This is a genomic window from Helicovermis profundi (assembly GCF_033097505.1).
In the GTDB taxonomy this organism is placed as follows: domain Bacteria; phylum Bacillota; class Clostridia; order Peptostreptococcales; family Acidaminobacteraceae; genus Helicovermis; species Helicovermis profundi.
Map to the genome: position 1 here is coordinate 688594 of NZ_AP028654.1, position 25266 is coordinate 713859.

Annotated in this window: 23 protein-coding genes and 1 other annotated feature; of the genes, 22 read left to right on the forward strand and 1 reads right to left on the reverse strand. The window is 28.2% G+C overall.

Going from position 1 to position 25266, the window contains the following annotated elements:
- The first annotated feature begins 21 nt into the window (after positions 1-21).
- The 10 genes from alr (at position 22) to AACH12_RS02995 (ending at position 8876) form a co-directional block, all read left to right on the forward strand.
- Positions 22-1200 (forward strand): alanine racemase, encoded by a 1179-nt coding sequence (gene alr, locus AACH12_RS02950; protein ID WP_338536585.1) that lies wholly within the window; start codon positions 22-24, stop codon positions 1198-1200.
- Positions 1201-1299: 99 nt separating this feature from the next.
- Complete coding sequence (locus tag AACH12_RS02955) at positions 1300-1551, forward strand: hypothetical protein (protein WP_338536586.1); 252 nt, start codon at positions 1300-1302, stop codon at positions 1549-1551.
- Entirely contained in the window at positions 1535-1900 is a 366-nt protein-coding gene (locus AACH12_RS02960; protein WP_338536587.1) for a type II toxin-antitoxin system PemK/MazF family toxin, read from the forward strand. The genes AACH12_RS02955 and AACH12_RS02960 overlap by 17 nt, the downstream gene beginning before the upstream one ends.
- 82 nt (positions 1901-1982) lie before the next feature.
- Entirely contained in the window at positions 1983-3119 is a 1137-nt protein-coding gene (locus AACH12_RS02965) for a sensor histidine kinase (RefSeq protein WP_338536588.1), read from the forward strand.
- 13 nt (positions 3120-3132) lie between these two features.
- On the forward strand, positions 3133-3807 hold the full coding sequence (locus AACH12_RS02970) for a response regulator transcription factor (RefSeq protein ID WP_338536589.1): 675 nt from the start codon (positions 3133-3135) through the stop codon (positions 3805-3807).
- 174 nt (positions 3808-3981) lie between these two features.
- Positions 3982-4971: a hypothetical protein gene (locus AACH12_RS02975; RefSeq protein ID WP_338536590.1), complete on the forward strand. Its 990-nt coding sequence runs from the start codon at positions 3982-3984 to the stop codon at positions 4969-4971.
- A gap of 10 nt (positions 4972-4981) precedes the next feature.
- Positions 4982-5713, forward strand: coding sequence for an ABC transporter ATP-binding protein (locus AACH12_RS02980; RefSeq protein WP_338536591.1), 732 nt, complete (start codon positions 4982-4984; stop codon positions 5711-5713).
- Between the two features lie 9 nt (positions 5714-5722).
- On the forward strand, positions 5723-7063 hold the full coding sequence (locus AACH12_RS02985; protein ID WP_338536592.1) for an ABC transporter permease: 1341 nt from the start codon (positions 5723-5725) through the stop codon (positions 7061-7063).
- Positions 7047-8228, forward strand: a complete 1182-nt coding sequence (locus AACH12_RS02990) for an ABC transporter permease (protein WP_338536593.1) — start codon at positions 7047-7049, stop codon at positions 8226-8228. Before AACH12_RS02985 ends, AACH12_RS02990 begins: the two co-directional genes overlap by 17 nt.
- Before the next feature lie 141 nt (positions 8229-8369).
- Positions 8370-8876: a hypothetical protein gene (locus AACH12_RS02995; RefSeq protein WP_338536594.1), complete on the forward strand. Its 507-nt coding sequence runs from the start codon at positions 8370-8372 to the stop codon at positions 8874-8876.
- Positions 8877-9000: 124 nt separating this feature from the next.
- Here AACH12_RS02995 and AACH12_RS03000 read toward each other — a convergent pair whose 3' ends face one another.
- A complete protein-coding gene (locus AACH12_RS03000; protein WP_338536595.1) occupies positions 9001-10179 on the reverse strand; it encodes an IS110 family RNA-guided transposase in 1179 nt (392 codons plus the stop codon).
- Positions 10180-10446: 267 nt separating this feature from the next.
- Between AACH12_RS03000 and AACH12_RS03005 the strand changes: the two genes are divergently transcribed.
- From AACH12_RS03005 to rpsA, 12 genes are all read left to right on the forward strand, one after another.
- The gene (locus tag AACH12_RS03005) at positions 10447-12606 is read left to right on the forward strand and encodes a DUF5693 family protein (RefSeq protein ID WP_338536596.1); all 2160 of its coding nucleotides are present in this window, start codon (positions 10447-10449) and stop codon (positions 12604-12606) included.
- Positions 12599-13708 carry a polysaccharide pyruvyl transferase CsaB gene (gene csaB, locus AACH12_RS03010; RefSeq protein ID WP_338536597.1) on the forward strand — a complete coding sequence of 370 codons (1110 nt, stop codon included), beginning with the start codon at positions 12599-12601 and terminating at the stop codon, positions 13706-13708. Before AACH12_RS03005 ends, csaB begins: the two co-directional genes overlap by 8 nt.
- Positions 13698-14453 (forward strand): WecB/TagA/CpsF family glycosyltransferase, encoded by a 756-nt coding sequence (locus tag AACH12_RS03015; RefSeq protein WP_338536598.1) that lies wholly within the window; start codon positions 13698-13700, stop codon positions 14451-14453. Before csaB ends, AACH12_RS03015 begins: the two co-directional genes overlap by 11 nt.
- A 147-nt stretch (positions 14454-14600) precedes the next feature.
- On the forward strand, positions 14601-15458 hold the full coding sequence (locus AACH12_RS03020) for a YitT family protein (RefSeq protein ID WP_338536599.1): 858 nt from the start codon (positions 14601-14603) through the stop codon (positions 15456-15458).
- A gap of 19 nt (positions 15459-15477) precedes the next feature.
- A complete protein-coding gene (locus AACH12_RS03025; protein WP_338537336.1) occupies positions 15478-16329 on the forward strand; it encodes a transketolase in 852 nt (283 codons plus the stop codon).
- A complete protein-coding gene (locus AACH12_RS03030; RefSeq protein WP_338536600.1) occupies positions 16329-17360 on the forward strand; it encodes a transketolase family protein in 1032 nt (343 codons plus the stop codon). Before AACH12_RS03025 ends, AACH12_RS03030 begins: the two co-directional genes overlap by 1 nt.
- 190 nt (positions 17361-17550) lie before the next feature.
- Positions 17551-17807 (forward strand) — a binding site (T-box leader).
- A 118-nt stretch (positions 17808-17925) separates the two neighbouring features.
- A complete protein-coding gene (locus tag AACH12_RS03035) occupies positions 17926-18159 on the forward strand; it encodes an ACT domain-containing protein (protein ID WP_338536601.1) in 234 nt (77 codons plus the stop codon).
- Positions 18160-18208: 49 nt separating this feature from the next.
- Positions 18209-19198 (forward strand): ketol-acid reductoisomerase, encoded by a 990-nt coding sequence (gene ilvC, locus AACH12_RS03040; protein WP_338536602.1) that lies wholly within the window; start codon positions 18209-18211, stop codon positions 19196-19198.
- Positions 19199-19374: 176 nt separating this feature from the next.
- Complete coding sequence (gene ilvD, locus AACH12_RS03045; protein WP_338536603.1) at positions 19375-21024, forward strand: dihydroxy-acid dehydratase; 1650 nt, start codon at positions 19375-19377, stop codon at positions 21022-21024.
- A gap of 8 nt (positions 21025-21032) precedes the next feature.
- Entirely contained in the window at positions 21033-22682 is a 1650-nt protein-coding gene (ilvB, locus tag AACH12_RS03050) for a biosynthetic-type acetolactate synthase large subunit (RefSeq protein WP_338536604.1), read from the forward strand.
- Between the two features lie 192 nt (positions 22683-22874).
- The gene (locus AACH12_RS03055; protein WP_338536605.1) at positions 22875-23774 is read left to right on the forward strand and encodes a formate/nitrite transporter family protein; all 900 of its coding nucleotides are present in this window, start codon (positions 22875-22877) and stop codon (positions 23772-23774) included.
- A gap of 143 nt (positions 23775-23917) precedes the next feature.
- Positions 23918-25195 (forward strand): 30S ribosomal protein S1, encoded by a 1278-nt coding sequence (gene rpsA / locus AACH12_RS03060; protein WP_338536606.1) that lies wholly within the window; start codon positions 23918-23920, stop codon positions 25193-25195.
- Positions 25196-25266: the final 71 nt, after the last annotated feature.

Genomic DNA, 25266 nt, shown 5'->3' on the forward strand with positions numbered 1-25266 from the left:
GAATTAAAGAGGAGCGAAATAATGAAAATTAATAATTTAACTCGTCCTGTATGGGCAGAAATTAATCTTGATAATTTAGCAAATAACATTAGAGAAGTTAAAAGAAGTGTAAAAGAAGGTACTATTGTTACGGCTGTTATAAAAGCGGATGGTTATGGCCATGGAGCGATTGAAATTGCGGATACTCTATTAGAAAATGGAGCTGATAGATTCGCTGTTGCAACTCTTTCTGAGGCGATTCAACTTAGAAGTAAGTTTAAAGATATTGAAATACTACTACTTGGTTACACTCCGACTTATTCTGCAAAAGATGTTATAATTAACAATATTACTCAAACAGTGTACTCTCTTTCTCAAGCAATTGATTTTTCAGTCTCAGCAAAAGAACTTAATAAAAAAGTTAAACTTCATATAAAGCTTGATACGGGTATGAATAGGCTCGGTATGGAAATTAGTGAAAAAACAGTAGAAGAAATAGAAAAAATAAGTAAGCTTACAAATGTGGAAATAGAGGGTATTTTTACACATTTCGCAGTTGCAGATGAAGAAAATAAAGAATATACTTATAGACAAGTAGAAAAATATAATTTTATTATAGAAGAATTAGAAAAAAGAGAAATATTTATACCAATTAAACACGTTTCAAATAGTGCTGCTATTATTGATATGAAAGATCTTAATTTTAATATGGTACGTGCTGGAATCATGCTATATGGACTTTATCCTTCAAATGATGTGATTAAGAAAAATGTGAATCTTAAAGAAGTTATGTCTTTAAAAGCGCAATTATCACATGTTAAAGAAGTTGAAGAGAATACTGGTATTAGTTACGGTCTTATTTATAAAACAGATTCAAAAAAGAAAATTGGAACACTTCCACTTGGCTATGCTGATGGGTTTACAAGAATGTATACTGGAAAAGCAAAAGGTATTGTTGATGGTAAAATTATGCCAATAGTAGGTAGAATTTGTATGGATCAATGTATGATTGATTTAACAGGAACATCAGCTAAAGTTGGAGATGAAGTAATTTTATTTGGAAAAAAAGAAGGAAATGAAGTTACTATTGACGAAGTATCTAAGTATATAGGAACAATTAATTACGAAGTAGTTTGTATGATTAATAAGAGAGTTCCTAGGGTATACATAGAACATGGTAAAGTTAAAAAAATTAGAGATTATATTTTAGATTTAATATAAATATTAATATCTATTTTTTAAATTATAAATCAGCTTATATATACTTAAACATTACATAGAGCTTTTTAGCTCATTTAAAAGATGTGTGGGGGTGTATTGATGGGGTATTTTAAGGAAACTAAAATAAATTTACCTAAAGAATTATTAGAGTTTAATAAAAATTCTAAAAAATCGAGGAGGAACTTATTGATGCAACATAATTTTAAAAATAAAAAAGATGAATCAGTTAAAAAAGCTTATGAAAATATGGCTGAAATCAATTTATCTTTTGCTGAAATGGGAATGAGTTCTGATTTATATTCTTTAGAGGATTATGAAGGAGAACTTGAACAAAATGGCTCAAAAGAATAAAATAATAAAACGAGGGGATGTATTTTTTGCTGATTTAAGTCCTGTCGTAGGTTCAGAACAAGGTGGACAAAGACCTGTTATTATTATTCAAAACAATATTGGAAATAGATATAGTCCGACGGTTATAATCTCCGCTATTACTGCAAAAATTACTAAGGCAAAACTTCCAACTCATGTGGAAGTAAAAAAAGATGCTGTAGGTTTAGTAAAGGATTCAGTAATTTTGCTTGAACAAATAAGAACAATTGATAAAAAAAGACTTTTACAAAAACTTGGTACGCTTGATAAAAAAACTATGAGTAAAGTAGATGATGCTCTTCTTATAAGTTTGGGATTATATGAAGAATAGTAAAGAATAGTTGAAATTAATTACTGGAGGATTCAGTAATATTTCAGCTTTTTTTTTAAAGCAATTTAAGGATGTGCATATAATGATTGTAGGAAAGAAAAAAATTACTATTATTAAGTTACTTGTATTTATTTTTCTAATTGGAATTGGTATTATTTATGAGAATATGAGTAAAGAAAGATTAACTCTATATATTATATTTATAAGTGCTTTTTTACTACTTAATATAAGTAAAAAAATTTTTAGAAAAAAAGAATTATTTTACATAATATCTTTTGTTATAGAAATATTGATTATTTTTCTAATTGAATATTATTCTAGATATTATATTAATTATATTTTTCATAGTTTGTATCTAATTACAATTATTGACTGTACGCTAAACCTAAAAATCAAATCTGCACTTTTTATATCAATTCTTGCGGTATTAACATCACTTATTAAATATGTAAATTTATTAACTATCGCCCTAAACTTTAACACTATAGCAGAAATGGTATTTTTCTTGATTTTAAGTGTATTAGTTGTATCAAGTATTCTTTTTCTTAAATACTATAAAATAGAAAAGGAAAATAAAGAGAAGCTTTTAAAAGAGCTTGAAAACTCACATAAAAAATTAATTGAGAGTTCAAAGTTAGATGCATTGTTAAAACTTCAAAAACAAAGAACAAATATTGCAAGAGAAATTCATGATACACTTGGCCACAATATGATGGCTACAATAATGCAACTTGAAATGCTTTCTTTAAAAATTGATGCCAAAGATACTGAAGCTATTAATCTTACTGTTAATATTAAAAAAGAAGTGAGAGAATCTCTTAATCAAGTTAGAAACGCTGTAAATACACTTAAATATTTTGATATAAATGGTATAGAAAAATTGATTGGAGATTTTATAAGTAAATCAAATGTTAAAATAGATAAAAAAATCGAATTATATACAAGAAATGATTTAATTATTAGTTGTATATATAGAATTATTCAAGAATCTTTAACAAACAGTATACGACATGGAAATGCAAGTCAAATTAGTATTAATATAATAGAAGAAAACAAAGGAGTAAATATACTTATAGAGGACAATGGAAAAGTATTAGAAAATTGGGAAATTGGATTTGGTCTTAAATCTATGAGAGAAAGGGTTTTAGAACTATCTGGATATATTGAATTTGAAAGTGAAAACGGCTTTAAAATAAGTGGATTTATTCCAACTTTCTAAAAATGGAGGAAAGATGATTAGAGTACTGATTGTAGATGACCAAGAAATAATTTCTAGAGGACTTAGCATGATACTTTCTCTTGAAAATGATATTGAAGTAGTAGGACTAGCAAAAAATGGATCAGAATCAATAAAGTTAGTAAAAAAACATCTGCCTGATATTGTATTAATGGATATTAGAATGCCACTTCTAAGTGGAATAGAGGCAATAAAAATAATTAAAAGAGACTTTAAATCTGTAAAAATAATAATTTTAACAACATTTAGTGATGATGAATACATATATGATGGAATAAAAAATGGAGCTAGTGGTTATTTACTTAAAGATACTGAGCCAAGTGAAATATCAAAGGCTATAAGAATTGTATATAATGGTGGTGCAACTTTTGAACCTAATGTTGCTTTAAAACTAGCAAGTGAGTTTTCTAAGGTATCAAGTGAAATTAAAGACACAACTGTTTTGAGTGATAAAATAAAAAACAAAGATAATTTAGAAGAAGTATTTACTTCAAGAGAACTTGATATTGTTAAATTAATTACTGAAGGAAAAAATAATAGTGAAATAGCAAAAGACCTATTTATTAGCGAAGGTACAGTTAAGAATAATATAACAAGGATATTAAATAAGCTAGAATTAAGAGATAGAACTCAGCTTGCTATTTATGCGCTTAAAAGGAACTTGGTTTAAATAAAATTAACCGGTTCTTTTTTTTAGGAAAAAAGTCACTATAATAAAAATATTTATTACTTTAGTTAGAAGATATATCTTCTATAAAGAAATATAATGCTAGTATAGTTTAAATATATTATGTTAAAAAATTAAATTAAAGTTAACTTTAAAATTTTATAGGAGGAAGAAAATATGAAAAAATCAAAAAAAATATTAATAAGTTTATGTTTAATATTGATACTAGGTAGTTTGCTTACAGGTTGCAGCGATAAAACATATGGTAATTATAAAAAAGCTGTTGAAAAAACAGATGGAATATCTAAAAGTTCAGGTGAATTTATTTTAAATACTAAGATTGATTTTAATAGAGAAGGCTTATCTAAAGAAGTAGCAGATGAAATGAATATGTATAGTGATTTTTATCTTGAGCAGAAAAATAAAAGTGATGTTAATAAAACGACTTCAGATATTTATGTGAAACTTGGTGGATTAGGTTTTAATGTTACTTATTACGATGATGATAAAAGAGCATTTGTAAAACTTCCTATGGTTGATAAATATATTTATTTGGATGACCTAATGAAAATGGGTGCATATAGCGAAAGTGAAATTACTTCATACTCTAATAATTTAATTTCAAAAGAATCTATTAGAGCGATTAAAGCGCTTTGGAATGATTCAATTAAAAAAAATGATGTATTAAAAGGAAATAAAAGTCTTATAAATACTCCTGAAGGAGAAGTCAAAGCTGAAAAATATACAATTAAGTATAGTGATAAATTGTTGAAAGAGTTACTTTTAAAAACGTTTGAAATTCTTTATAAAGATGTTGATTTTAAGAGTAATGCAAAAATGAAAATAGCAAATAAGGATTTATCTAAGGAAAGTGTAATGGAGATAAAAAAATATATTGAGTTAATCAATATAGAAAAATTTGAATTAAATAGCTATATTGACATAGACGGGTATATTGTAAAAGAAGATATGAAAATATATTTTAATTTTAGCGGTGATAATCAATATATTAAAAAATTTAGTATGAATTTTTCTTCAAAATTATTTAATATTGAAAAAAATCAAAATATAGTATTCCCTAAATATGATGAAAATACATTTATTTCGAGAAATGAACTTTCAAAAGGTATACCAAGTATTTACAAAAATATATTTAATAAAAAATAGAGGTGAAATAATGGAAATTTTAAGAACTGAAAATTTATATAAAAAATTTAACGATGTAAAAGCTGTAAATGATATTAGTTTTAATGTTAGTAAGGGTGAAATAGTTGGACTTCTTGGTCCAAATGGTGCAGGTAAATCAACACTTATATCTATTATATCAACTTTATTAAAAGAAGATTCAGGCCAGGTCTATTATAAGAATATCAATAATCATGATAAGGAATGTTTAATAAAAAAAGAACTTGGTCTAGTGCCACAAGATATAGCCCTTTACACCGAACTAAGTGGATACGAAAATCTTAAATTTTGGGGAAGTTTATATGGATTAAAGGGGGCTAGATTAAAAGAGCGAATTAAAATTGTTTCTGAAATAATTGGAATTACAGATAGGCTTAAGGACAAAGTGGAGAATTATTCGGGTGGCATGAAAAGAAGGATAAATATTGGTGCTGCTCTTATTCATGATCCAAGCTTTATTATACTAGATGAACCAACAGTTGGAATAGACCCACAGTCAAGAAATCATATTCTTGATACGGTTGTTAATTTAAGTAAAGAAGGTAAAACTATTATCTATACTTCTCACTATATGGAAGAAGTTGAGTATATTTGCACACAAATATATATACTTGATGAAGGAAAAATTATTGCTAAAGGGACTAAAGAAGAATTAATTGATGAAAAACATCCAAATTTAGAATCAGTATTTTTAAATTTGACAGGAAAAGAGCTTAGAGATTAGGAGGATTTTATGTTAAGAATAAATATAATAAAAGATATAAAAGTAATATTTTCTGACAAAAAAGCACTTTTGATTTTAATATTAATGCCTATTATTCTTTCAACTATTCTTTCCTTTGCTCTAAACGGAGTGTTTAATTCTGATAGTAAAATTCTAAAGTTTAATATTGCTGTTGTTAAAGAATATAATAATGACAATGTGGATGAACAAATTAAGCAAAAAATAGAGAATTCTTTATTTTCTTCAAAGGATGAGGATAGTTTCAAAATAAGCGATACTGGTTTAGATTATAATCCGGAAGATATTTTTTTTAAGCAATTTTTAGAAAACGATGAAATAAAAAAAATTATGACTTATAAAGTAATGGATATGGATAAAGCAAACTTACTATTAAATAATAACAAAATAAGTGCAATAATAGTACTTCCAAAGAATTTTATAGTAGACAATTACATTAATATGTTTACAACTTTTAGAAATAGAGTTGATATTCGATTTATAAAAAATCCATCAAGAAGCATAAGTTCAAGTATTGCATTAGACATTTTAAATGCTTATTCAAGTACAGTTGAGGATATTATTGTTACTAAAAATGTTTATATTGAAAAAGGGATTAAATATAATATATCAAATATATTTGCTAGTAAAATGAATAGAACCTTATTTTCTAAAGATAGTAATAATTTTAAGGTTAATATAAATAGAGTTAAGATAAATGGAAAAGAAGCAATTTCAAGTTTCACTTATTATTCGATAGGAATGATTGCTATGTTTATTTTGTTTTCAGCTTCACATGGAAGTGTGATGCTTTTAAAAGAAAAAAAAGAATTAACTTATAGTAGAGAAATACTCGCTGGAGTAAAAAGAAGTACAATACTTTTTAGTAAATTTTTTGTTATATATTTTTTAACTATTATACAGATGTTTTTTCTCTTTATGTATTCATCTTTTATACTAAAAGTAAATTTTGTGAGTATTCCAATAGTGGTGTTAATAGTTATATTAGCCGCATTTGCTATTAGTGGATTTGGAATTTTACTTAGTTCTATTATGTTTAAATCAGAAAATTATAAACTTGTGAGTGTATTATCAGGTTTTGGTTTTCAAGTAATGGCACTTTTTGGTGGATCTTATTTGCCAATTGAAGTTTTACCTAAATCAATTCGATTTATAAGCTATCTCCCAATAAATGGTCTTGTTATGAAAAGTTTACTCAAAATATCTAATGGTTACGGGGTAAATGATATACAAAACTACTTATATTTACTAGTAGTCAATGGAGTTGTTTTTTTACTTTTGGGAGTTCTAATTTTTAATAAGGAGGCTAAATCAAATGTTTCCTATAATTAAATTAAGAATAATTCAATTAAAATATGATTATAAGAGAATACTTATAATGATTGCATTAACTATGCTTTTAGCGTTTATATTCGGATATAGTTCAACTGGAGATTATACTCTAAAAGTTGGGATAGTTGATAATGATAACACAAAAATTTCAAAAGAATTAATCAAAAAAATTAGTGAAGATAAAGAGTATGAATTTATAAAACTTTCAAGTGAAGATGCAAAAGAAAACATTAAGAGTAATTCTATAAAACTATCATTAATAATAGAAAAAGGTTTTGAAGAATCACTACTAAAATCTTCAAGTGTTAGTGTATCAGTATTATCAAGTGAATCAGATTTAGAAGTTATGAATATAGAATTTTTAATTAAATCAAAAATTTTAAAGATTTACAAGGATTATAATTCGGCGATAAATATTAATAATATAATTTTAGAGAACAATAAAACTCTTATTAGAGAAAAAACTTTAAGTGAAATATATAATAGTATTTCTACTGATAGTAAAGAATATATAAAAATCAACGTGGAAACTAGTGAAAATAGCGCTAAAAAATATGATAATACTCTTCATAGTATTTTTGGTATGACTATTATGTTTGTTGCTTTTACAATTGTTTTTTCAATTGCAAATATTTTAGAGGACAAAGAACTTGGTGTATTTAATAGGATGCTAATTTCTCCTATTAAACGTTTTAGTATTATATGGCAAAGTATGATTGTTTCAATAATTTTAGGTGTTGGTCAAATTTTTATAATATTATATTTAAGTAGCATTATTTTTGATGTAAATTATAGTGGTAATTATTTAGGAGTATTTATAGTGGCACTAGTATTTGTATATGCCATTTCAGCTCTTGGTTTTTTAGTATCAATGTTTGTAAAAACATATGCGCAGCTTTCAGTGATTATGCCAATAGTATTAACATCTTTTGCAATGATTGGAGGCTGTATGTGGCCGCTTGAAATTGTAAGTAGCAAATTATTAATTACATTATCTTATTTTGTTCCTCATAGATGGGCAATTGAAGCATTAACTGATATATTAGTTAGGTATAAGACTTTAGGAGAAGTGGTAAAACCTATATTTATATTGATTATTATGGGTGCGGTTTTTACAGTAATTGGTTCAATACTATTAAATAAATTTAGCGAAAAAATTAGTTAGTATCAATTTTTTGTTTACTTACAATGTAGAATTTAATAAAATACTAAAATAAGAGTAAATTTAATAACTTTGTTATCAAATTTACTCTTATTTTAGGTTATAATGTATGTGGTACTTTAAATTCTTTTATGGAGTGTGGATATGAAACAAAAATTTTTTTTAACAAGCTTGACTTTAACTATAGGCATTTTAATCGGAGTTTTTTTTACTGTTACTTTTTCTGGTGCTGAAATTCCAGAGCCAGGAACTGATGGTGATCCTATAATAACTGAAAGTTATCTTGAGTTAAGACTTTCAGAATTAAATAAAACTTTACTATATAAAATTGAAGAAATAAAGAAATCAATTTCGAGTACATCTACTAATGTTAATTCATATGAAGTAGTAAATGTTAAAAAAGGAGATATTATTTATTTTGGGGGAAATGCTGAAGTTATTCTTAGAGCAGGTGAAGCTACAGCTATTGCAGGTAAAAATGGTGGTATTGCTGATTTAACAACAGGAATTGATTTAGCAAGTGGAGACAAGGTAGTTCTTAATCATCTTTTATTAATTGCAAGAGACGATGGACGAGGAATGAACTTAATTTCTGATGCATGGATTATGGTTAAGGGAAATTATACATTAAAAAGTAGTAAGACTGAATAGGAGCTAGCTATACAAAAGTCAAGAAATAAATGATGCTTTTTTTAAATGATAAAATAGAATTTTGAGCATACTTAATAAGAAGACAAGGTCTTCTAAAAGAAAATATAAATTGTATTAGATGAAACTACAATAAATTATTAAATGCAATACCAGTTTTCATAATCGCGTAAATAGTATTTGACATATTTTTTGCAGCATGGCAAATTGCCGAGTTATGATGTTTACCTTCTTTGATCTTTAGTAAATATTTATCTCTAAATTTGTTATCTTTAATTTTAGAATTTATTATAGCTACTTTAGTAGCGGTAAATATTGCAGTACGTAAATATCTTGATCCACGTTTAGATATATGAGAATTTTTAGCTATAAAGTTACCTGACTGATATATTGTAGGATCAAGTCCTGCAAAAGCAAGTAGGCTTTTAGGATGATCAAATCGATGTATATCACCGATTTCACCGACAATTAGGCCGGCAGTAATATGTCCAACACCAGGTATACTAAGTAAGAAAGAAAAATGAGCATCAATAATCTTGTTTATTTCTATCTCAAATCTATCCATTTGTCGTTTGTAATGAAAAATGTCCTCAAGAGTAGAATTAATCAGTATTTCATTTGTAATATTAACATTACCGATTGTGTTTTTAGATAATGTTTTAATTGTTTTAGCTATTTCGAATCTATTACCACGGCATTTTATAATAGATTCAAGAGTTGAAATATGCATATTAGAAATTTTTATAGTTGTAGGATAATCAGAAAAAAGTTTGTAAACCCAGTTTGAATGTTGATTAAATTGATGTCTAAATTCTGGGAAAGTAATATCTAGTAGTCGTGTCCACTCAGTTTTTGCTTTATTGAGTTTTTTTTGAACTTCAATTCTTGCTCTAGATAGTGACTTTAATTCATTTGAAATGTATAATGTAGGTGTATAGGAATTGTGACGTTTATGATTAAATTCTACGTACTTGCATATAGCATAAGCATCAACTTGATCTGTTTTAGTCAGTCTTGGTGAAAGAGCTTTACGACTATTACTTGTTAATACTGGATTAATCATTAAGACATAAAAGCCTTGTAACGCAAGAAAATTAGAAATATTTTGAGAGTATATTCCGGTTTCTTCAATTCCTATACGAATGTCATCAATAGACTCCGTATGGGATAGAATTAGCATACGGAGTTTTTTAAACCCCTCAAAATCATTTTGAATAGTAAAACATTTGGTGAGCACCTCACCATTACTTGAAGTAATTGTGATGTCATGCTTAGAAGAAGCTACATCAATACCGACAAAGATCATAAAAAAACCTCCTTATATATTTTATAAACAAGTGGTAAAACACACAATCTGAAACTTCAAATAATCTTGTAAATAAAACGTCATGCGTTCACTAGCTAATTAATTGTACAAGTAACAGATGTGGTTATAATCTCCTTAAAATAGTCAAGCTATAGAAAAAATGGAATAATCCACAATGTTTATTACTAAAATTATATAAGAAAAAATTAAATTATAAAACGAAAGGAGAGTTATACTAAAATTTATATTTTTAGTATACAAGATAATATGAGAAAAAAAGCAATATACATAGTGTTAATATTAATTAGTTTATTTGCCGTAGGTTATTCACTTTTTAATAGAGTTGGTATTGAATCATCAGGAAAAAGTGTTGAGATTGACCTTGATTATTATGAAATGAATAAGCTTAGTGAACAGTCAAGTAAACCAATAGAATACTGGTTTAAAGAATTTAAGAAAATGGGTGTTTATGGAGTAGCACTTGAAGAAGAAAGTATAAATAATTTAGTGAAATATGATAAAAATATTAATTATATTTTAGCTAATAATGTTATTAAAGATACAAAACGCTATAAAGATTATCCATTAGAATTGAATAATTTAATTGATAGTGGTAAAGTTGATAAATACGATTTAATTGTGAATACTAGTTCAAGTAAGATGAACTCATTTATTATTGAAGGTTTAAAAAATAGATATCCTAAAGATTTTTATAAAACTTTTTATGATGGAATATACTATATTGTTTTAGATGGAACTTTTAAAGACGCTGAATATGGAGAAAAGAAAGTTTATTTAGATTACGAGGGAAAAAGAATTGGGAATCCTTTAGAACTTGTGTCTTCTAAACTTACTGAGATAGGTATAGGCTTTGATAAAGATAAAATTGATAAAATTCAGTCTTCTGGACTTAAAGTGATATCAAGACCAATTAATTATACAAGATATCCGAGTAAACTAATTGATGCATATAAAAACGAAATTGATAAGTATGATATTAATCCTGGGAATTTAATATTTGCTGGTTCAAGTGTTTTGGGATACAGTAAGTCTTCAAAAAATGATACTGAACTAATTGAATTTATGGATAAATATAAAATTCATCCTGCATTAATTGAAACTTCTGTTCAAAGGGAAAACATTGAACAAGATGGCATAAATAAATTAGTAAAAGATATGAATTATCAAGCGGTTCGAGTGTTTCCTATTTTAAATTATATTCAGAAAAGATACAAATTTTACAATTATCAAGGTGCTGAAGAAATTGAAAATACAATGTATAGAGCAATTACAGAAAGAAATATAAGAGTAGTTTACTTTAGGCCATTTTTAAAAAATGATACTGAATACGTAAGTAATCTTAGCGACTATAAATCTACTTTTAAGAATCTTGAAAGTAGGTTAAAAGAGCATAATATCGTTTATTCTAATGCTTCTGTTTATAAATACAGAGCTACAAATATACTTCTTATATCGTTAATTTCAATAGGTTTAATAGCATTTTCGTTGATTTTATTAAAATTAGTGTTTAAAATTAGTGAAAGATTGGAATTGATACTTCTTACAATAGGGCTATTATTGATATATCCAGCTTTATATATTGCACCAAATTTATCAATGCATATATTTGCACTTCTTTCGAGCGTAGTTTTTCCGTCGCTTGCTATAGTAATACTACTGGAGTTTTCAAAAGACAGGATTATTGATAATAAATTTTATAAAATGAAAGAAATTTATTTTAATTCTCTAGTAATGTTGTTTATCACTGTAAGTCTTGCTATGCTAGGAGGATTTTATGTGGCTTCAATATTAATGAGCTCTAGATTTTTACTCGAGATGGAAATTTTTAGAGGAGTTAAAGCTTCACAGCTATCACCATTTATTGTTCTTATAATAGCATATATAGTTAAATTTGGATTTAAAAGAAGTGAAAAAGACCTTTTAAGTGCTAGTAGTTTTGTTAGTGATATTAGTAAAATGTTAAACGAAAAAATTAAAGTAATTTATATTATAGTAGGAAGTATTGTAGCTATTATTGGATATATTTATATTGCTAGAACAGGACATGAAACTAATATTCAACCAAGTAATTTAGAGATGATTTTTAGAAATTTATTAGAAGTTAAACTCATTGTAAGACCAAGAAGTAAAGAAATGCTTCTTGCATTTCCAAGTATTATTGTTTTAGTATATTTTGCGCTTAGAAAATATAAGAAACTTGTGTTTCCGCTTTCTTTAGCAGTAGTTGTTGGTTATGCTTCTGTCGCAAATACTTTTAGTCATATTAGAACTCCGTTTTATTTATCTTTTTTAAGAACAATTTACGGAATGTTTTTTGGAGCTATTATTGGAATCGTTGTAATTTCTATAATAAATCTAATTTTAATTTTAATAACTAAAATTAAGGAGAAAAAAATATATGACTAAAATATTGATCTCTGGATTTTATGGTTCAGGAAATGTTGGCGATGAAGCAATCCTGGAATCTATGATTAATAGAATAAAAAAAATAGACGTAAATGCTGAACTTACAGTTATATCTAAAAACCAAAAATCTACAAAGAGAGATCATAAAGTTAAAACACTTGGAAGAAATGATTTTAGAGGTTTTTTTAGAGTATTAAGAAAAACAGATATTTTAATTAGTGGTGGAGGAAGTTTGCTTCAAGACGCAACAAGTGTTAAAAGTTTAGTTTATTATATTGCTGTTATTTTTTCTGGTATAATTTTTAGAAAGAAAGTTATGATTTATTCTCAAGGTATTGGACCTATAAATAATATATTCTTTAGATTTTTTCTTGGTAAACTTTTGAATTTTGCGGATATAGTGACAGTAAGAGAAGAAAATTCTAAAAAAGATTTAATTAAAATGGGCGTTAAAAAAGAAATATACGTTACTGCAGATACTGTAATTGATTTTGACTATTCAAAACTTGAAAATAATAAAAATGAGTATTTATTTAATAATGATAAAAAAACTATTGGACTTTCATTGAAAAGTAATGTGATATTTAGTAATTTAAATCTTGATAAAAATATTAAAGATTTTATTGATAAAATCCTTAAAAATTATAATATTTTATTCATACCTTTTTATTTTAATCAGGATATAAAAATAATTGATTTTCTAATAGATAATAAAATAATTGATTTAGCAAATAAAAATATAAAAATAATCGATAAAGAGTTGAATTTTAAAAAAGTATTAAATATTATGAAGGATGTTGATATGCTAGTCGGAGAGAGATTACATTCTTTAATATTTGCATCTATTTTAAATGTCCCCTTTATTGGTATGTCATATGATCCTAAAATAGATTATTTTCTAGAAGACATTGGACTTAAATCAATTTTCAACATAAATGATTTTAATTCTGAAATTTTAATTAATGAAGTCGCAAATATTTTTGACAATGAAATTGCTTTTAAAAAAGATTTATCGTATAATGTTCAAAGATTAAAAGAGAAATTATCATTAAATGATGATTTTTTAAATGATCTTATTATGAGAGGTTATAATGAAAAATAATTCTATAAGAATATTAGGTGTAAAAGTTAATAAAGTGAATATGGACGGAGCGTATAATTCTTTTTTAGCATTCATGGAAAAAGATAGAGTAAGCATGATATTTACTCCAAATACTGAGATTGTTATGAAAGCACAAGAAGATCAAGAACTGAAAGATATACTTGTAGATGCTGATTTGGTTATTCCAGATGGAATTGGCTTAGTTTATGCCTCGAAATTGCATGGACTTGGTCTTTCCGAAAGAGTTACTGGTATCGGATTAATGGATAAAATTCTTAAATATTGTAATAGTACTAAAAAATCTATATATTTATTTGGTGGGAAACCAGATGTCGCTAAAGAAGCTTGTGAAAATATTGAAATAGAATATCCTAATATAAAAATAGCTGGTTTTAGCGATGGATATTATAAGGATAAAGATGAAGAACTAAAAATAATAGATAAAATTAATGAAGTAAAACCTGACATTTTATTTGTTGCACTTGGAGCTCCTAAACAGGAAAAATGGATTTATGAATATAGAAAAATTTTAAATACTAAAGTTGCTATGGGTGTAGGTGGATCAGTTGATGTATGGGCAGGTAAAGTAAAAAGAGCTCCTGAAGTTTTTAGTAAGTTAGGCTTAGAATGGCTTTATAGACTTATAAAAGAACCATCAAGAATAGGAAGAATGATGTCTCTTCCAAAATTTTTGTTTAAAATACTTTTAAGTAAGGATTTTGAGAAAGAAGAAATAGAAATATAGATTATGTTTATCATAATCTATATTTCTTTATTAAGTTTTTTGAATTGTTAATTTTATGATATAATATAAATATATTTTTAGGACATTAGTCCTATAAAAATATTTTAAAGAAAAAAATAAGTTTAACATATAAGGCAAGGTGTATTTATGAAAAACACAAAGATTATTTTAAATTATTTGGTGCTAATGATAGGTACCTTTATTTTGGCAGTAGGGTTATATTTATTTTTGATCCCAAATGTTATTGCTCCAGGAGGTGTTACAGGTTTAGCTATTGTTATAAAAAAAATTATTGGAATAGATGTTTGGATTTCTAACCTAGTTATTAATATTCCCTTATTTATTTTGGGTGTAATTATACTAGGAAAAAAAGCTGGAATAAAAACGGCATTTGGAACATTATCTTTATCCGTTTTTTTAATATTAATTGAAAAGTTTTTTGGAAATACAAGTGCTACTCATGATTTATTATTAGCATCTATTTTTGGTGGTATTTCAACAGGTTTTGGAATTGGCTTAGTTTTTAGAAGTGGTGGAACGACAGGTGGAACAGACTTAGCTGGTTCAATACTCCATAAATTCTTTCCAAATTTAAGTATTGCAAAACTAATGATGGTTATTGACTTATGTATTGTTGTAACTGCAGGAATAGTAAATAAAAGTGTTGAAACTTCGCTCTATTCTATGATATCTTTATACGTGATTGTTAAAGTTGCAGATTTTATTGTAGAGGGACTTGATTATTCAAAATCTTTTTATATTGTTACTGACTATCCCGAAGATATAAGTAAAGCGATTATTGATAAACTAGGAAGAGGTGTAACCTCTTTTTATGCCCAAGGAATGTATACGGGCAAAGATAAGAGAGTTTTAATGTGTGTGGTAAACAGAACGCAGGTTTCAAAACTTAAAGATATTGTTCATGAAATTGATATAAAAGCATTTATGATGGTATCAACAACTCATGAAGTTTTAGGTGAAGGTTTTAGAGAAATAGTAAAATAGTATATAGATTTTGTATTAAATCTATTTAAAAAGAAGGGAGAATTTTATGAAACAGTCAGTAAAAGAGTTAAAAGTAACTGCGGGCGAAATCAGAAAAGATATCGTTAAGATGGTTCATGCCTCGGCTTCAGGTCATCCGGGAGGTTCACTGTCAGCTGCAGATATTTTAAGCGCATTATACTTTAATGTAATGAATATTGATCCAGAAAACGTAAAGATGGAGGAAAGAGACAAATTTGTTCTTTCTAAGGGTCACGCTGCACCAGTATTATATTCGTCTCTTGCAAGACGTGGATATTTTTCTACAGATGAGTTATTAACTTTAAGAAAAATTGGGTCATTTTTACAAGGACATCCTGATATGAAAGGAACACCGGGTGTTGAAATGTCAACAGGTTCACTTGGTCAAGGATTTTCTTCATCGATAGGAATGGCTTTAAGTGCTAAGCTTGATAATTCTCCAAGCAGAACTTTCGTGTTACTTGGAGATGGCGAACTTAATGAAGGTATTGTTTGGGAAGCGGCAATGAGCGCAGCTCACTATAAATTAGATAATTTAACTGCTGTTCTTGACTACAATGGTCTTCAAATAGATGGACCGAATGATAAAGTAATGGGTGTTAGCCCAGTTGATCGTAAATTTGAAAGTTTCGGATGGAATGTTATTAAAATAGATGGCCATAATTTTGAAGAAATTTTAAAAGCATTTGATAGCGCTAAATCAACAAAAGGAATTCCTACAATAATTATTGCAAAAACAATAAAAGGCAAGGGTGTTTCGTTTATGGAGAATAATGCTGGATGGCATGGAAAAGCTCCTAGTGATGAAGAACTTGAGATTGCGTTAAAAGAACTTGGAGGTGACAAATAATGTCTAAAATGATTGCAACTAGAGAAGCTTATGGTAAAGCTTTAGTTAAATATGGTAAAGAAAATGAAAATATTGTTGTCTTAGATGCTGACTTATCAAAGTCAACTAAGACAGCTGAATTTTCTACTACTTTCCCTGAACGTTTTTTTAATATGGGAATTGCTGAACAAAATATGTTAGGAACTGCAGCTGGTTTAGCTACTTCAGGTAAAATTCCTGTAGCAAGTTCATTTGCTATGTTTGCAGCTGGTAGAGCATTTGAAATTGTTAGAAATTCAATTTGTTATCCTAAATTAAATGTTAAAATTTGTGCTACGCATGCCGGCTTAACTGTTGGAGAAGATGGTGCATCACATCAATCTATTGAAGACCTTGCTATTATGAGATCAATTCCAAACTTAACTGTAATTAATCCAGCTGACGCTGTTTCTGCTGATAAATTATTAGGTGAAATGATTAGTACTTATGGACCAATGTATGCTAGATTTGGAAGGGCAGCAGTTCCGGTAATTTACTCAGAAGATCAAAAGTTTGAAATTGGAAAATCTATTACAGTAAAAGAGGGAGAAGATATAACTATAATTGCAACTGGAATAATGGTTAATGAGGCTCTTGAAGCAGCAAAAGAACTTGAAAAAATTGGTTTATCTATTAGAGTAATTGATATGCATACTATAAAACCAATTGACGAAGAAGCGATTGTGAAAGCTGCAATTGAAACAAAACTTATTGTTACTGCTGAAGAACATAGTATAATTGGCGGACTTGGTAGTGCTGTTGCTGAAGTTACTGCAAAAGAAGCTCCAACTTTTATTCAAATGATTGGTGTTAATGATACATTTGGTGAATCTGGAAAGCCAAATGAACTTTTAGAAAAATATGGATTAACTTCAGAAAATATCTATAATACCATTATGGATTCTATTGAATTTGATGATGAAATAGAAGACGAAGAAAATGGATGTGGCTGCTCTGGAGAACATAGTCATGACGGTGGATGTGGTAATGGCGGCGGATGTGGCTGTAAATAATTATTTTAATTAATGATATGATAAAAGTGGGATTATTCTTATATTTTAAGAGTAATTTCACTTTTTTTTATCCGTATAAATATTTGTGTATGTATATGTATAAAAAAAATTAAAAATATAATTAAGAAAATTTCAAAAAAAGTATTGACAGAGTATGCTTAAGAGCTTATAATCATTTTTAATAAGAAAATTAAATGCGACGACGGAGACAAAGATTTCTATAATTTTTATCACAGAGAGTTAGTAATGGTGAGATACTAGCATAGAAAGAAATCATGATCACTCTAGAGCAGCATGTTTGAAATGAAAAAAGTAAAACATGACGTCCGCCAACGTTACATGGCTAGAGTTCGCTGTATAAGTATTAAGGCCGACTTGAAGAAAGGCGATATTTTTTTTATCGTGAAGTAGAGTGGTATCATGAGAGAAAACTCCCTCATCTCTATAAGTTTACAAACTTGTAGATATGAGGGGGTTTTTTTATATTTATTTAAAATGCTAGATTTACAAACTCCGAATTTTCAGAATTGTTCGAGAAATTACAAAAAATAGTAAGGAGGTTTTTATGAGTAAAAGATTATATGCAAAGCTCTCGAGTGGAATGGATTTAACAATTAGAGTTTTAACGACTCTTAGAAGAAAAGAATTTGCTATTTCGGGAATTGATATGAAAAATCTTGAAGAAACTGGAGTTGAACTCTTAATTACTCTCACAGGAAATTCAAGCAAAAATGCTGAAAATGCAATGTACCAAATGGAAAAAATTTATGGAGTTAGCGAGGTAAAACTTGTAAATTGAGGAGATTAGAATAGTAAGTAATCAAACAAAATTAAAAGGAGAATAAAAAATGGCTAAAATGTATTATGAAGAGGATTGCAAAGTAAATTTATTAGATGGTAAAAAAGTTGCAGTTATTGGTTATGGAAGTCAAGGAAGGGCGCATTCGCTTAATTTAAAAGAAAGTGGAAATGATGTTGTTGTTGGTCTTTATGCAACAAGTAAGTCTAGAAAAAAAGTTGAAGAGGACGGTCTTGAGGTAAAAGATGTAAAGGATGCAGTAAAAGAAGCAGACGTTGTAATGATGTTAATTCCTGATGAACTTCAAAAGAAAGTGTATGATGCAGAAGTTAAAGACAATCTTAAAGATGGAGCAGCACTTGCTTTTGCTCACGGATTTAATATTCATTTTGGTCAAATTGCACCTCCTAAGAATGTTGATATATTTATGGTTGCACCAAAAGGACCAGGACATTTAGTAAGAAGAGTTTATGAAGATGGAAAAGGTGTACCTGCTTTGGTTGCAGTTGAAAATGATAATAGCGGAAAGTGTTTTGATCTTGCTCTTAGCTATGCAAAAGGTATTGGAGCTCTCAGAGCTGGAGTTATTGAAACTACATTTAAAGAAGAAACTGAAACAGATTTATTTGGTGAACAAGCGGTTTTATGTGGTGGTGTAACTGAACTTATGAAAGCGGGATATGAAACTTTAGTTGAAGCTGGATACCAAAAGGAAATAGCATATTTTGAATGTCTTCATGAAATGAAATTAATTGTTGATTTAATTTATGAAAAAGGTTTTGAAAATATGAGAAATAGTATTAGTGATACTGCTGAATATGGTGATTACGTAACTGGAAGAAGAATTATTACTGAAGATACTAGAAAAGAAATGAAAGAAGTGCTTCATGAAATTCAAAATGGTGAATTTGCAAGAAATTGGCTTCTTGATAATCAATTAAATAGAGTTACTTTTAATAGAATGAAAGCAAAAGAAAAAGAACATGAACTAGTTGAAGTTGGCTCAAAACTTAGAGGAATGATGAAATGGATTGACTAATAACATTATTAAAATATGTAGGTGAATAAAGAGCACTAAATAAATTAGTAAAAAACAAATATAGAGAGAAAAATCTTAACGAAAAAAAATAGAAGTTAAGATTAAAAATGTAGAGAAATAGAACGGATCTTTAGTTTAGAGAGACTAAAAAAGTTTATTAGTATTTAGGAGGAAAAATGAGAAGTGATTTAATGAAAAAAGGTCTAGAAAAAGCACCTCATAGATCTTTACTAAAGGCACTAGGACTCACTGATGATGAAATAAATAAACCTCTTATTGGAGTAGTTAATTCGTTTAATGAGATTGTACCTGGTCATATGGAACTTGGAAAAATATCAGATGCTGTAAAAAAAGGTGTCCTTATGTCAGGTGGAACTCCACTCGAATACCCCGCAATTGCAGTATGTGATGGAATTGCAATGAATCATGAAGGCATGAAATATTCACTTTGTTCAAGAGAAGTGATTGCAGATTCAATTGAAATAATGACAAAAGCACATGCACTTGATGGTTTAGTTATGATTCCAAATTGTGATAAAAATGTTCCAGCTATGCTTATGGCTGCAGCTAGATTAAATATACCTACAGTTATTGTAAGTGGTGGACCTATGTTAGCAGGAAATAATTTAGGTCAAAGCATTGATTTAACAACAGTATTTGAAGGTGTTGGTAAAGTTAAAAATGGAATAATGACAATGGAAGAACTAAATGTAATTGAAAATACAGCCTGTCCAACTTGTGGTTCATGTGCTGGAATGTTTACTGCAAATTCTATGAATTGTCTTACTGAGGCTATTGGAATGGGATTAAGCGGCAATGGGACTATTCCAGCTGTTTCCTCAGAAAGAATTAGGCTTGCAAAAAATGCTGGAAAAAGAGTAATGACTTTAGTTAGAGAAGATATTAAGCCAAGAGATATAATGACCAAAGAAGCCCTTATGAATGCTTTAGCAGTAGATATGGCACTAGGATGTTCTACTAATTCTGTTCTTCATTTAATGGCTGTTGCGAGTGAACTTGAATTAGATCTTGATTTAGAGTTAATAAACTCTGTAAGCTCAAAAACTCCTAATCTTTGTAGACTTTCGCCAGCTGGACCTTATCATGTAAGTGATTTAAATATGGCGGGTGGAGTACAATCAGTAATGTATGAGTTAAGTAAGAAAAATCTAGTTAACACTTCATGTATTACTGTTGAAGGAAAAGTAAAAGATAGATTAAAGCATCAAAGTTTAAATAATAAAATTATAGCAGATATAGATTCACCGTATGATAAATTTGGTGGAATTAAGATTTTATTTGGAAATCTTGCTTTAGATGGCGCTGTTGTAAAAAAATCAGCGGTAAAAAAAGAAATGTATGTTCATAGTGGACCAGCAAGAGTTTTTGAATCAGAAGAAGATGCAACTGAAGCCATTTTAGGTGGAAAAATTAATTCTGGAGATGTTATAATCATAAGGTATGAAGGACCTAAAGGCGGACCAGGTATGAGGGAGATGTTGACACCAACGTCTTCAATTGCAGGGATGGGACTCGATGGATCAGTTGCTTTAATTACTGATGGAAGATTTTCTGGTGGTACAAAAGGTGCAGCTATTGGTCATGTTTCTCCAGAAGCTTATGACGGAGGAGTTATTGCTTTTGTAAAAGAAGGCGACACTATAGAAATTGATATACCAAATGGAATACTAAATTTAAAAGTAAACGATGATGAATTAAATATAAGAAAAGAAAACTGGGTAAAACCTGAAAAAAATTTAAAAGGCTACCTAAAAAAATATAGAAAACTTGTATCTTCTGCCTCAGAGGGTGCGGTTCTTGTCTAGGAGGTATTATGAGATATAACGGTGCTAAAATTGTACTTGATAAATTAAAAGATAATGGCGTTGACACCATATTTGGTTATCCAGGTGGTGCCGTTATTCCTTTATATGATGAACTATATAAATTTGATAAATTTTTTACTCATATAAGGACTTCTCATGAGCAAGGAGCTGTTCACGCAGCAGATGGATATGCTAGAAGTACGGGTAAAGTTGGTGTATGCTTTGTAACTTCAGGACCTGGTGCAACTAATACTATAACAGGACTTGCAACAGCTTATATGGATTCGGTTCCTCTAGTAGTGTTTTCAGGTCAAGTGCCAAGTTCTTTGCTAGGAAAAGATTCTTTTCAAGAAGTAGATATTACAGGAATTACGATGTCAGTAACTAAATACAATTACATTGTTAGAGATACTAATAATCTTGCATCCGTTATCGATGAAGCTTTTTCAATAGCAAGTAGTGGTAGACCAGGTCCTGTATTAATTGATGTTCCTAAAGATATTTTTATAAATGAAATTGAGTATATAAATAAAAAATTCATAAAAGAAGATAATAAATTTAAAAAAGTTTCAAAAGCGAAAATTGACCAAGCAATTAAATTATTGTCTAATTCTACTAGACCTGTAATTTACGCTGGTGGTGGAATTACACTTTCAGAGTCATCAAAGGAATTAAATGAACTTATTAATAAATGCAATATACCTGTATTAAATACATTAATGGGACTTGGAAGTGTACCAAGAATTTCAAAATTATCTTTAGGTCTTGTAGGAATGCATGGGTCTGTATATGCAAATAAAGTTATGAATAATGCAGATTTAATAATTTCAATTGGTGCTAGATTTAGTGATCGTGTCATTGGTAATCCCAAAGAATTTGGAAATGACAAAAAAATCATACAAATTGATGTAGATAAAACAGAAATGAATAAAAATGTTGAAGTTGATTTAACTCTTCTTGGAGATGTTAAACATACAATTTCCGAGATTTTAAGAAAGCATTCTAAAGTTTATTCAAATTGGTGGATTAAGTATTTTGAAGAAGTGAAAGATGTATTTGAACACACTGATTTTTCACCTAAGACAATTTTAGAAGAAGTTAATGCTAAATACCCTAATGCACTTGTAGCAACAGATGTAGGTCAACACCAACTTTGGACAGCACAGTACTGGAAATTTAATAAAACAAGATCTTTTATGACATCAGGTGGACTTGGAACAATGGGATACGGACTTGGTTCAGCAATTGGAGTAAAAATTGGAAATAGAGATAAAGATGTAGTTCTTATTACTGGTGACGGAAGTTTTAGGATGAATTTTAATGAGCTTGCTTCGTTAAACGATTATGGTATTAAAATAACAATTGTTTTAATGAAAAACAATTCCCTTGGAATGGTAAGACAGTGGCAAAATATATTTAAGGATAAGAGGTATTCAGAGACTTGTATTGAAGATAATTTGAATTATGAATACTTAGCTAAAGCATTCAATTTAAATAGTTATAAATGTTCTGATTCTAGTGAACTGAATAATGCATTAGAAGATTCAAATAAAAAAGAGAAATCCTCGCTTATTGTTTGTAATATTTTTAAAGATGAATGTGTGCTTCCAATAGTACCTCCAGGAAAAGGCGTAGATGATATAATAGTTAATATTTAGATGATTATTAGACCCTAATATATTATTTTAATACTAAACATATAATAAAGCTTTGTTCATTTGGCTAATAGCTGATGGAATGAAGTTTTTATTTTTGTGAACAAGTAACAATATTAATTTTTAAACAATGATGTTATTATATTAACGACATTATTTGTTATATTATTAACAGTAATATATAGGGAGGATTCAATGGAATCAAAAAATTATTTATCTCCAAAAGAAATTGCAGAATTTACTGTAGAGAGTGGAATTAAAAAGACACTTCTTACACCGCTAAAGATGATTATCCTAGGATTTTTAGCAGGAGCTTTTATAGCGTTTGCAGCAGAGGGTTCTAATATGGCGGCATTTGGTCTTTGGGCTAATCCGAGTACATATGGACTTGGAAAAGCACTTGCAGGAGCAATATTTGGAACAGGACTTATGCTTGTTATTATAGCTGGTGGAGAACTTTTTACTGGTAATACTTTAATTGTTATGGCGGTGCTTCAAAAGAAAGCTAAATTATCAGGAATGCTTAAAAACTGGTTTTACGTTTATTTAGGGAATTTTATTGGTTCAATATTTATTTCTTATATGATAGTTAATTCTGGTCAATTAAATGCATCTCACGCTCTTCTTGCTGTAACTACTATAAAAATAGCATCATATAAAGTAAGCTTAAGCTTTTCTCATGCATTTTTTCTTGGTTTAATGTGTAACTGGCTTGTGTGCCTTGCAGTTTGGATGGCATATGGTGCAAAAGATATGGTCGGTAAAATTATGGCTATATTTTTTCCAATTTGGTTATTTATAACTTCAGGATTTGAGCATAGTGTTGCAAACATGTATTATATTTCGGCTGGTATACTTGCAAAAGGGAATCCAGTGTATTTAGAAGCTGCAAAGAATGCAGGTGTTTCTATTGAAAAATTAAATTCTCTTAATTGGACAACATTTGTAACTAAAAATTTAGTTCCAGTAACAATTGGAAACATTGTTGGTGGTGGCTTATTAGTAGCTGGAGTTTATTGGTTTGTATATTTAAAGAAAGATGAAAAAAACGATATTAAAAGTGAAAATATTTCAAGAATAAAAAAATCAGTATAATAAAATAAAAAATTAATTGAAGGAGAGAATCATTTTAAGTAAATTGAAATGATTCTTTCGTTTATTTTTTCTATTATTGTTTAAAAGCTAAATTATTTGATATAATAATAAACAGAGTCAAAAATATTTTTATGAGGTGTAATATGTCAGATAATATTAAAGAAAAAAATGAAGCAGTAAATATTAACGAAGAAATTAATATGGATCAAAGTGAAGTTGAAGAAAACAAAACTGAAGAAGTAATTGAAGAAGTAATTGAAGAATCGATGGATGATTTTATGGAGCAAATTGATAAATCAATGAATAGAATTTATCCAGAAGATATTTTAAAAGGAAGAGTTATTTCTGTAAATGATGAAGAAGTAATTGTGAATATTGGTTATATTATGGATGGAATAATAACTAGAGAAGAATTTTCAGAAGATGGAATATTAAATCCTAGAGACATAGTAAATGTTGGCGATGAAATCAATGCTTTTGTTGTAAAAGTTGATGATGGAGAAGGCAATATTGTACTCTCAAGAAAAAGAGCTGAAAGAATAGTCGTTTGGGATGATCTTCAGAAATTCTATGATAAGGAAGAAGATATAACTGTTGGTATTGATGAACTTGTAAAAGGTGGTGCTCTTGCGCATTTTAAAGGAGTAAGGATATTTATACCTGCTTCACATGTTTCAGCTTCATATACTGAAGATTTAACTGAATATATAGGCGTTGAGATGAAAATAAGACTAATAGAATTTGATAAAGATAGTAAAAAAGTAGTTGGTTCAAGAAAAGTTGTAGAAAAAGAAGAGCTTGACGTTTTAAAAAATAACCTTTGGTCAGTTATTAAAATTGGAGAAAAGAGAAATGGAGTTGTAAGGCGCCTTGAAAAATATGGTGCATTTGTTGATATTGGTGGAACTGATGGATTACTTCATATTTCTGAGATGTCTTTTAAAAGGATTTTACACCCTTCAGAAGTTATGAGTGAAGGCGACAAAATTGAAGTTATAGTTCAAGATTTTGATAAAGAAAAAGGACGGATTTCTCTTAAACTTGCAGTCCAATATGAAAATCCATGGGATGATATTTATTCAAGATTTAATGTTGGTGATATTGTTGAAGGAAATGTTGTAAGACTAAAACCTTTTGGTGCATTTATTGATATAGGAGAAGGAATTGAAGGTCTACTTCATATTTCAGAAATATCTGAAGAAAGGGTTAACAAAGTTTCTGATGTATTAAAAATTAATCAAAAAGTTGAAGTGGCAATTTTAGATATAAAGCAAGACGAAAAAAGAATTAGTTTAAGTATAAAAGAAGCACTAAATAATGATTCATCATATGACTTCGATGACTATGAAGAAGATGACAAAGGAATAGAACCAACGCTTGGTGATTTATTCAAAGATAAATTTGATAAGTTGAAATTTTAGAGATAAATAATTCAAGAAAATATTATTGACAAATGCGTAAATAAATTTCTTATATCTTATCTTTTAAAGTA

Excerpts from the sequence above, each read along its gene's own strand:
- AACH12_RS02980 (WP_338536591.1), top strand. The coding sequence starts at position 4,982 with ATGGAAATTTTAAGAACTGAAAATTTATATAAAAAATTTAACGATGTA.
- AACH12_RS03005 (WP_338536596.1), top strand. The coding sequence starts at position 10,447 with ATGAGAAAAAAAGCAATATACATAGTGTTAATATTAATTAGTTTATTT.
- AACH12_RS02960 (WP_338536587.1), top strand. The coding sequence starts at position 1,535 with ATGGCTCAAAAGAATAAAATAATAAAACGAGGGGATGTATTTTTTGCT.
- AACH12_RS03020 (WP_338536599.1), top strand. The coding sequence starts at position 14,601 with ATGAAAAACACAAAGATTATTTTAAATTATTTGGTGCTAATGATAGGT.
- AACH12_RS02985 (WP_338536592.1), top strand. The coding sequence starts at position 5,723 with ATGTTAAGAATAAATATAATAAAAGATATAAAAGTAATATTTTCTGAC.
- AACH12_RS02990 (WP_338536593.1), top strand. The coding sequence starts at position 7,047 with ATGTTTCCTATAATTAAATTAAGAATAATTCAATTAAAATATGATTAT.
- ilvB (WP_338536604.1), top strand. The coding sequence starts at position 21,033 with ATGAGATATAACGGTGCTAAAATTGTACTTGATAAATTAAAAGATAAT.
- AACH12_RS03030 (WP_338536600.1), top strand. The coding sequence starts at position 16,329 with ATGTCTAAAATGATTGCAACTAGAGAAGCTTATGGTAAAGCTTTAGTT.
- csaB (WP_338536597.1), top strand. The coding sequence starts at position 12,599 with ATGACTAAAATATTGATCTCTGGATTTTATGGTTCAGGAAATGTTGGC.
- AACH12_RS03015 (WP_338536598.1), top strand. The coding sequence starts at position 13,698 with ATGAAAAATAATTCTATAAGAATATTAGGTGTAAAAGTTAATAAAGTG.
- AACH12_RS03000 (WP_338536595.1), bottom strand. The coding sequence starts at position 10,179 with ATGATCTTTGTCGGTATTGATGTAGCTTCTTCTAAGCATGACATCACA.
- ilvC (WP_338536602.1), top strand. The coding sequence starts at position 18,209 with ATGGCTAAAATGTATTATGAAGAGGATTGCAAAGTAAATTTATTAGAT.
- ilvD (WP_338536603.1), top strand. The coding sequence starts at position 19,375 with ATGAGAAGTGATTTAATGAAAAAAGGTCTAGAAAAAGCACCTCATAGA.
- rpsA (WP_338536606.1), top strand. The coding sequence starts at position 23,918 with ATGTCAGATAATATTAAAGAAAAAAATGAAGCAGTAAATATTAACGAA.
- AACH12_RS03055 (WP_338536605.1), top strand. The coding sequence starts at position 22,875 with ATGGAATCAAAAAATTATTTATCTCCAAAAGAAATTGCAGAATTTACT.
- AACH12_RS02965 (WP_338536588.1), top strand. The coding sequence starts at position 1,983 with ATGATTGTAGGAAAGAAAAAAATTACTATTATTAAGTTACTTGTATTT.
- alr (WP_338536585.1), top strand. The coding sequence starts at position 22 with ATGAAAATTAATAATTTAACTCGTCCTGTATGGGCAGAAATTAATCTT.
- AACH12_RS03035 (WP_338536601.1), top strand. The coding sequence starts at position 17,926 with ATGAGTAAAAGATTATATGCAAAGCTCTCGAGTGGAATGGATTTAACA.
- AACH12_RS02970 (WP_338536589.1), top strand. The coding sequence starts at position 3,133 with ATGATTAGAGTACTGATTGTAGATGACCAAGAAATAATTTCTAGAGGA.
- AACH12_RS02975 (WP_338536590.1), top strand. The coding sequence starts at position 3,982 with ATGAAAAAATCAAAAAAAATATTAATAAGTTTATGTTTAATATTGATA.
- AACH12_RS02955 (WP_338536586.1), top strand. The coding sequence starts at position 1,300 with ATGGGGTATTTTAAGGAAACTAAAATAAATTTACCTAAAGAATTATTA.
- AACH12_RS02995 (WP_338536594.1), top strand. The coding sequence starts at position 8,370 with ATGAAACAAAAATTTTTTTTAACAAGCTTGACTTTAACTATAGGCATT.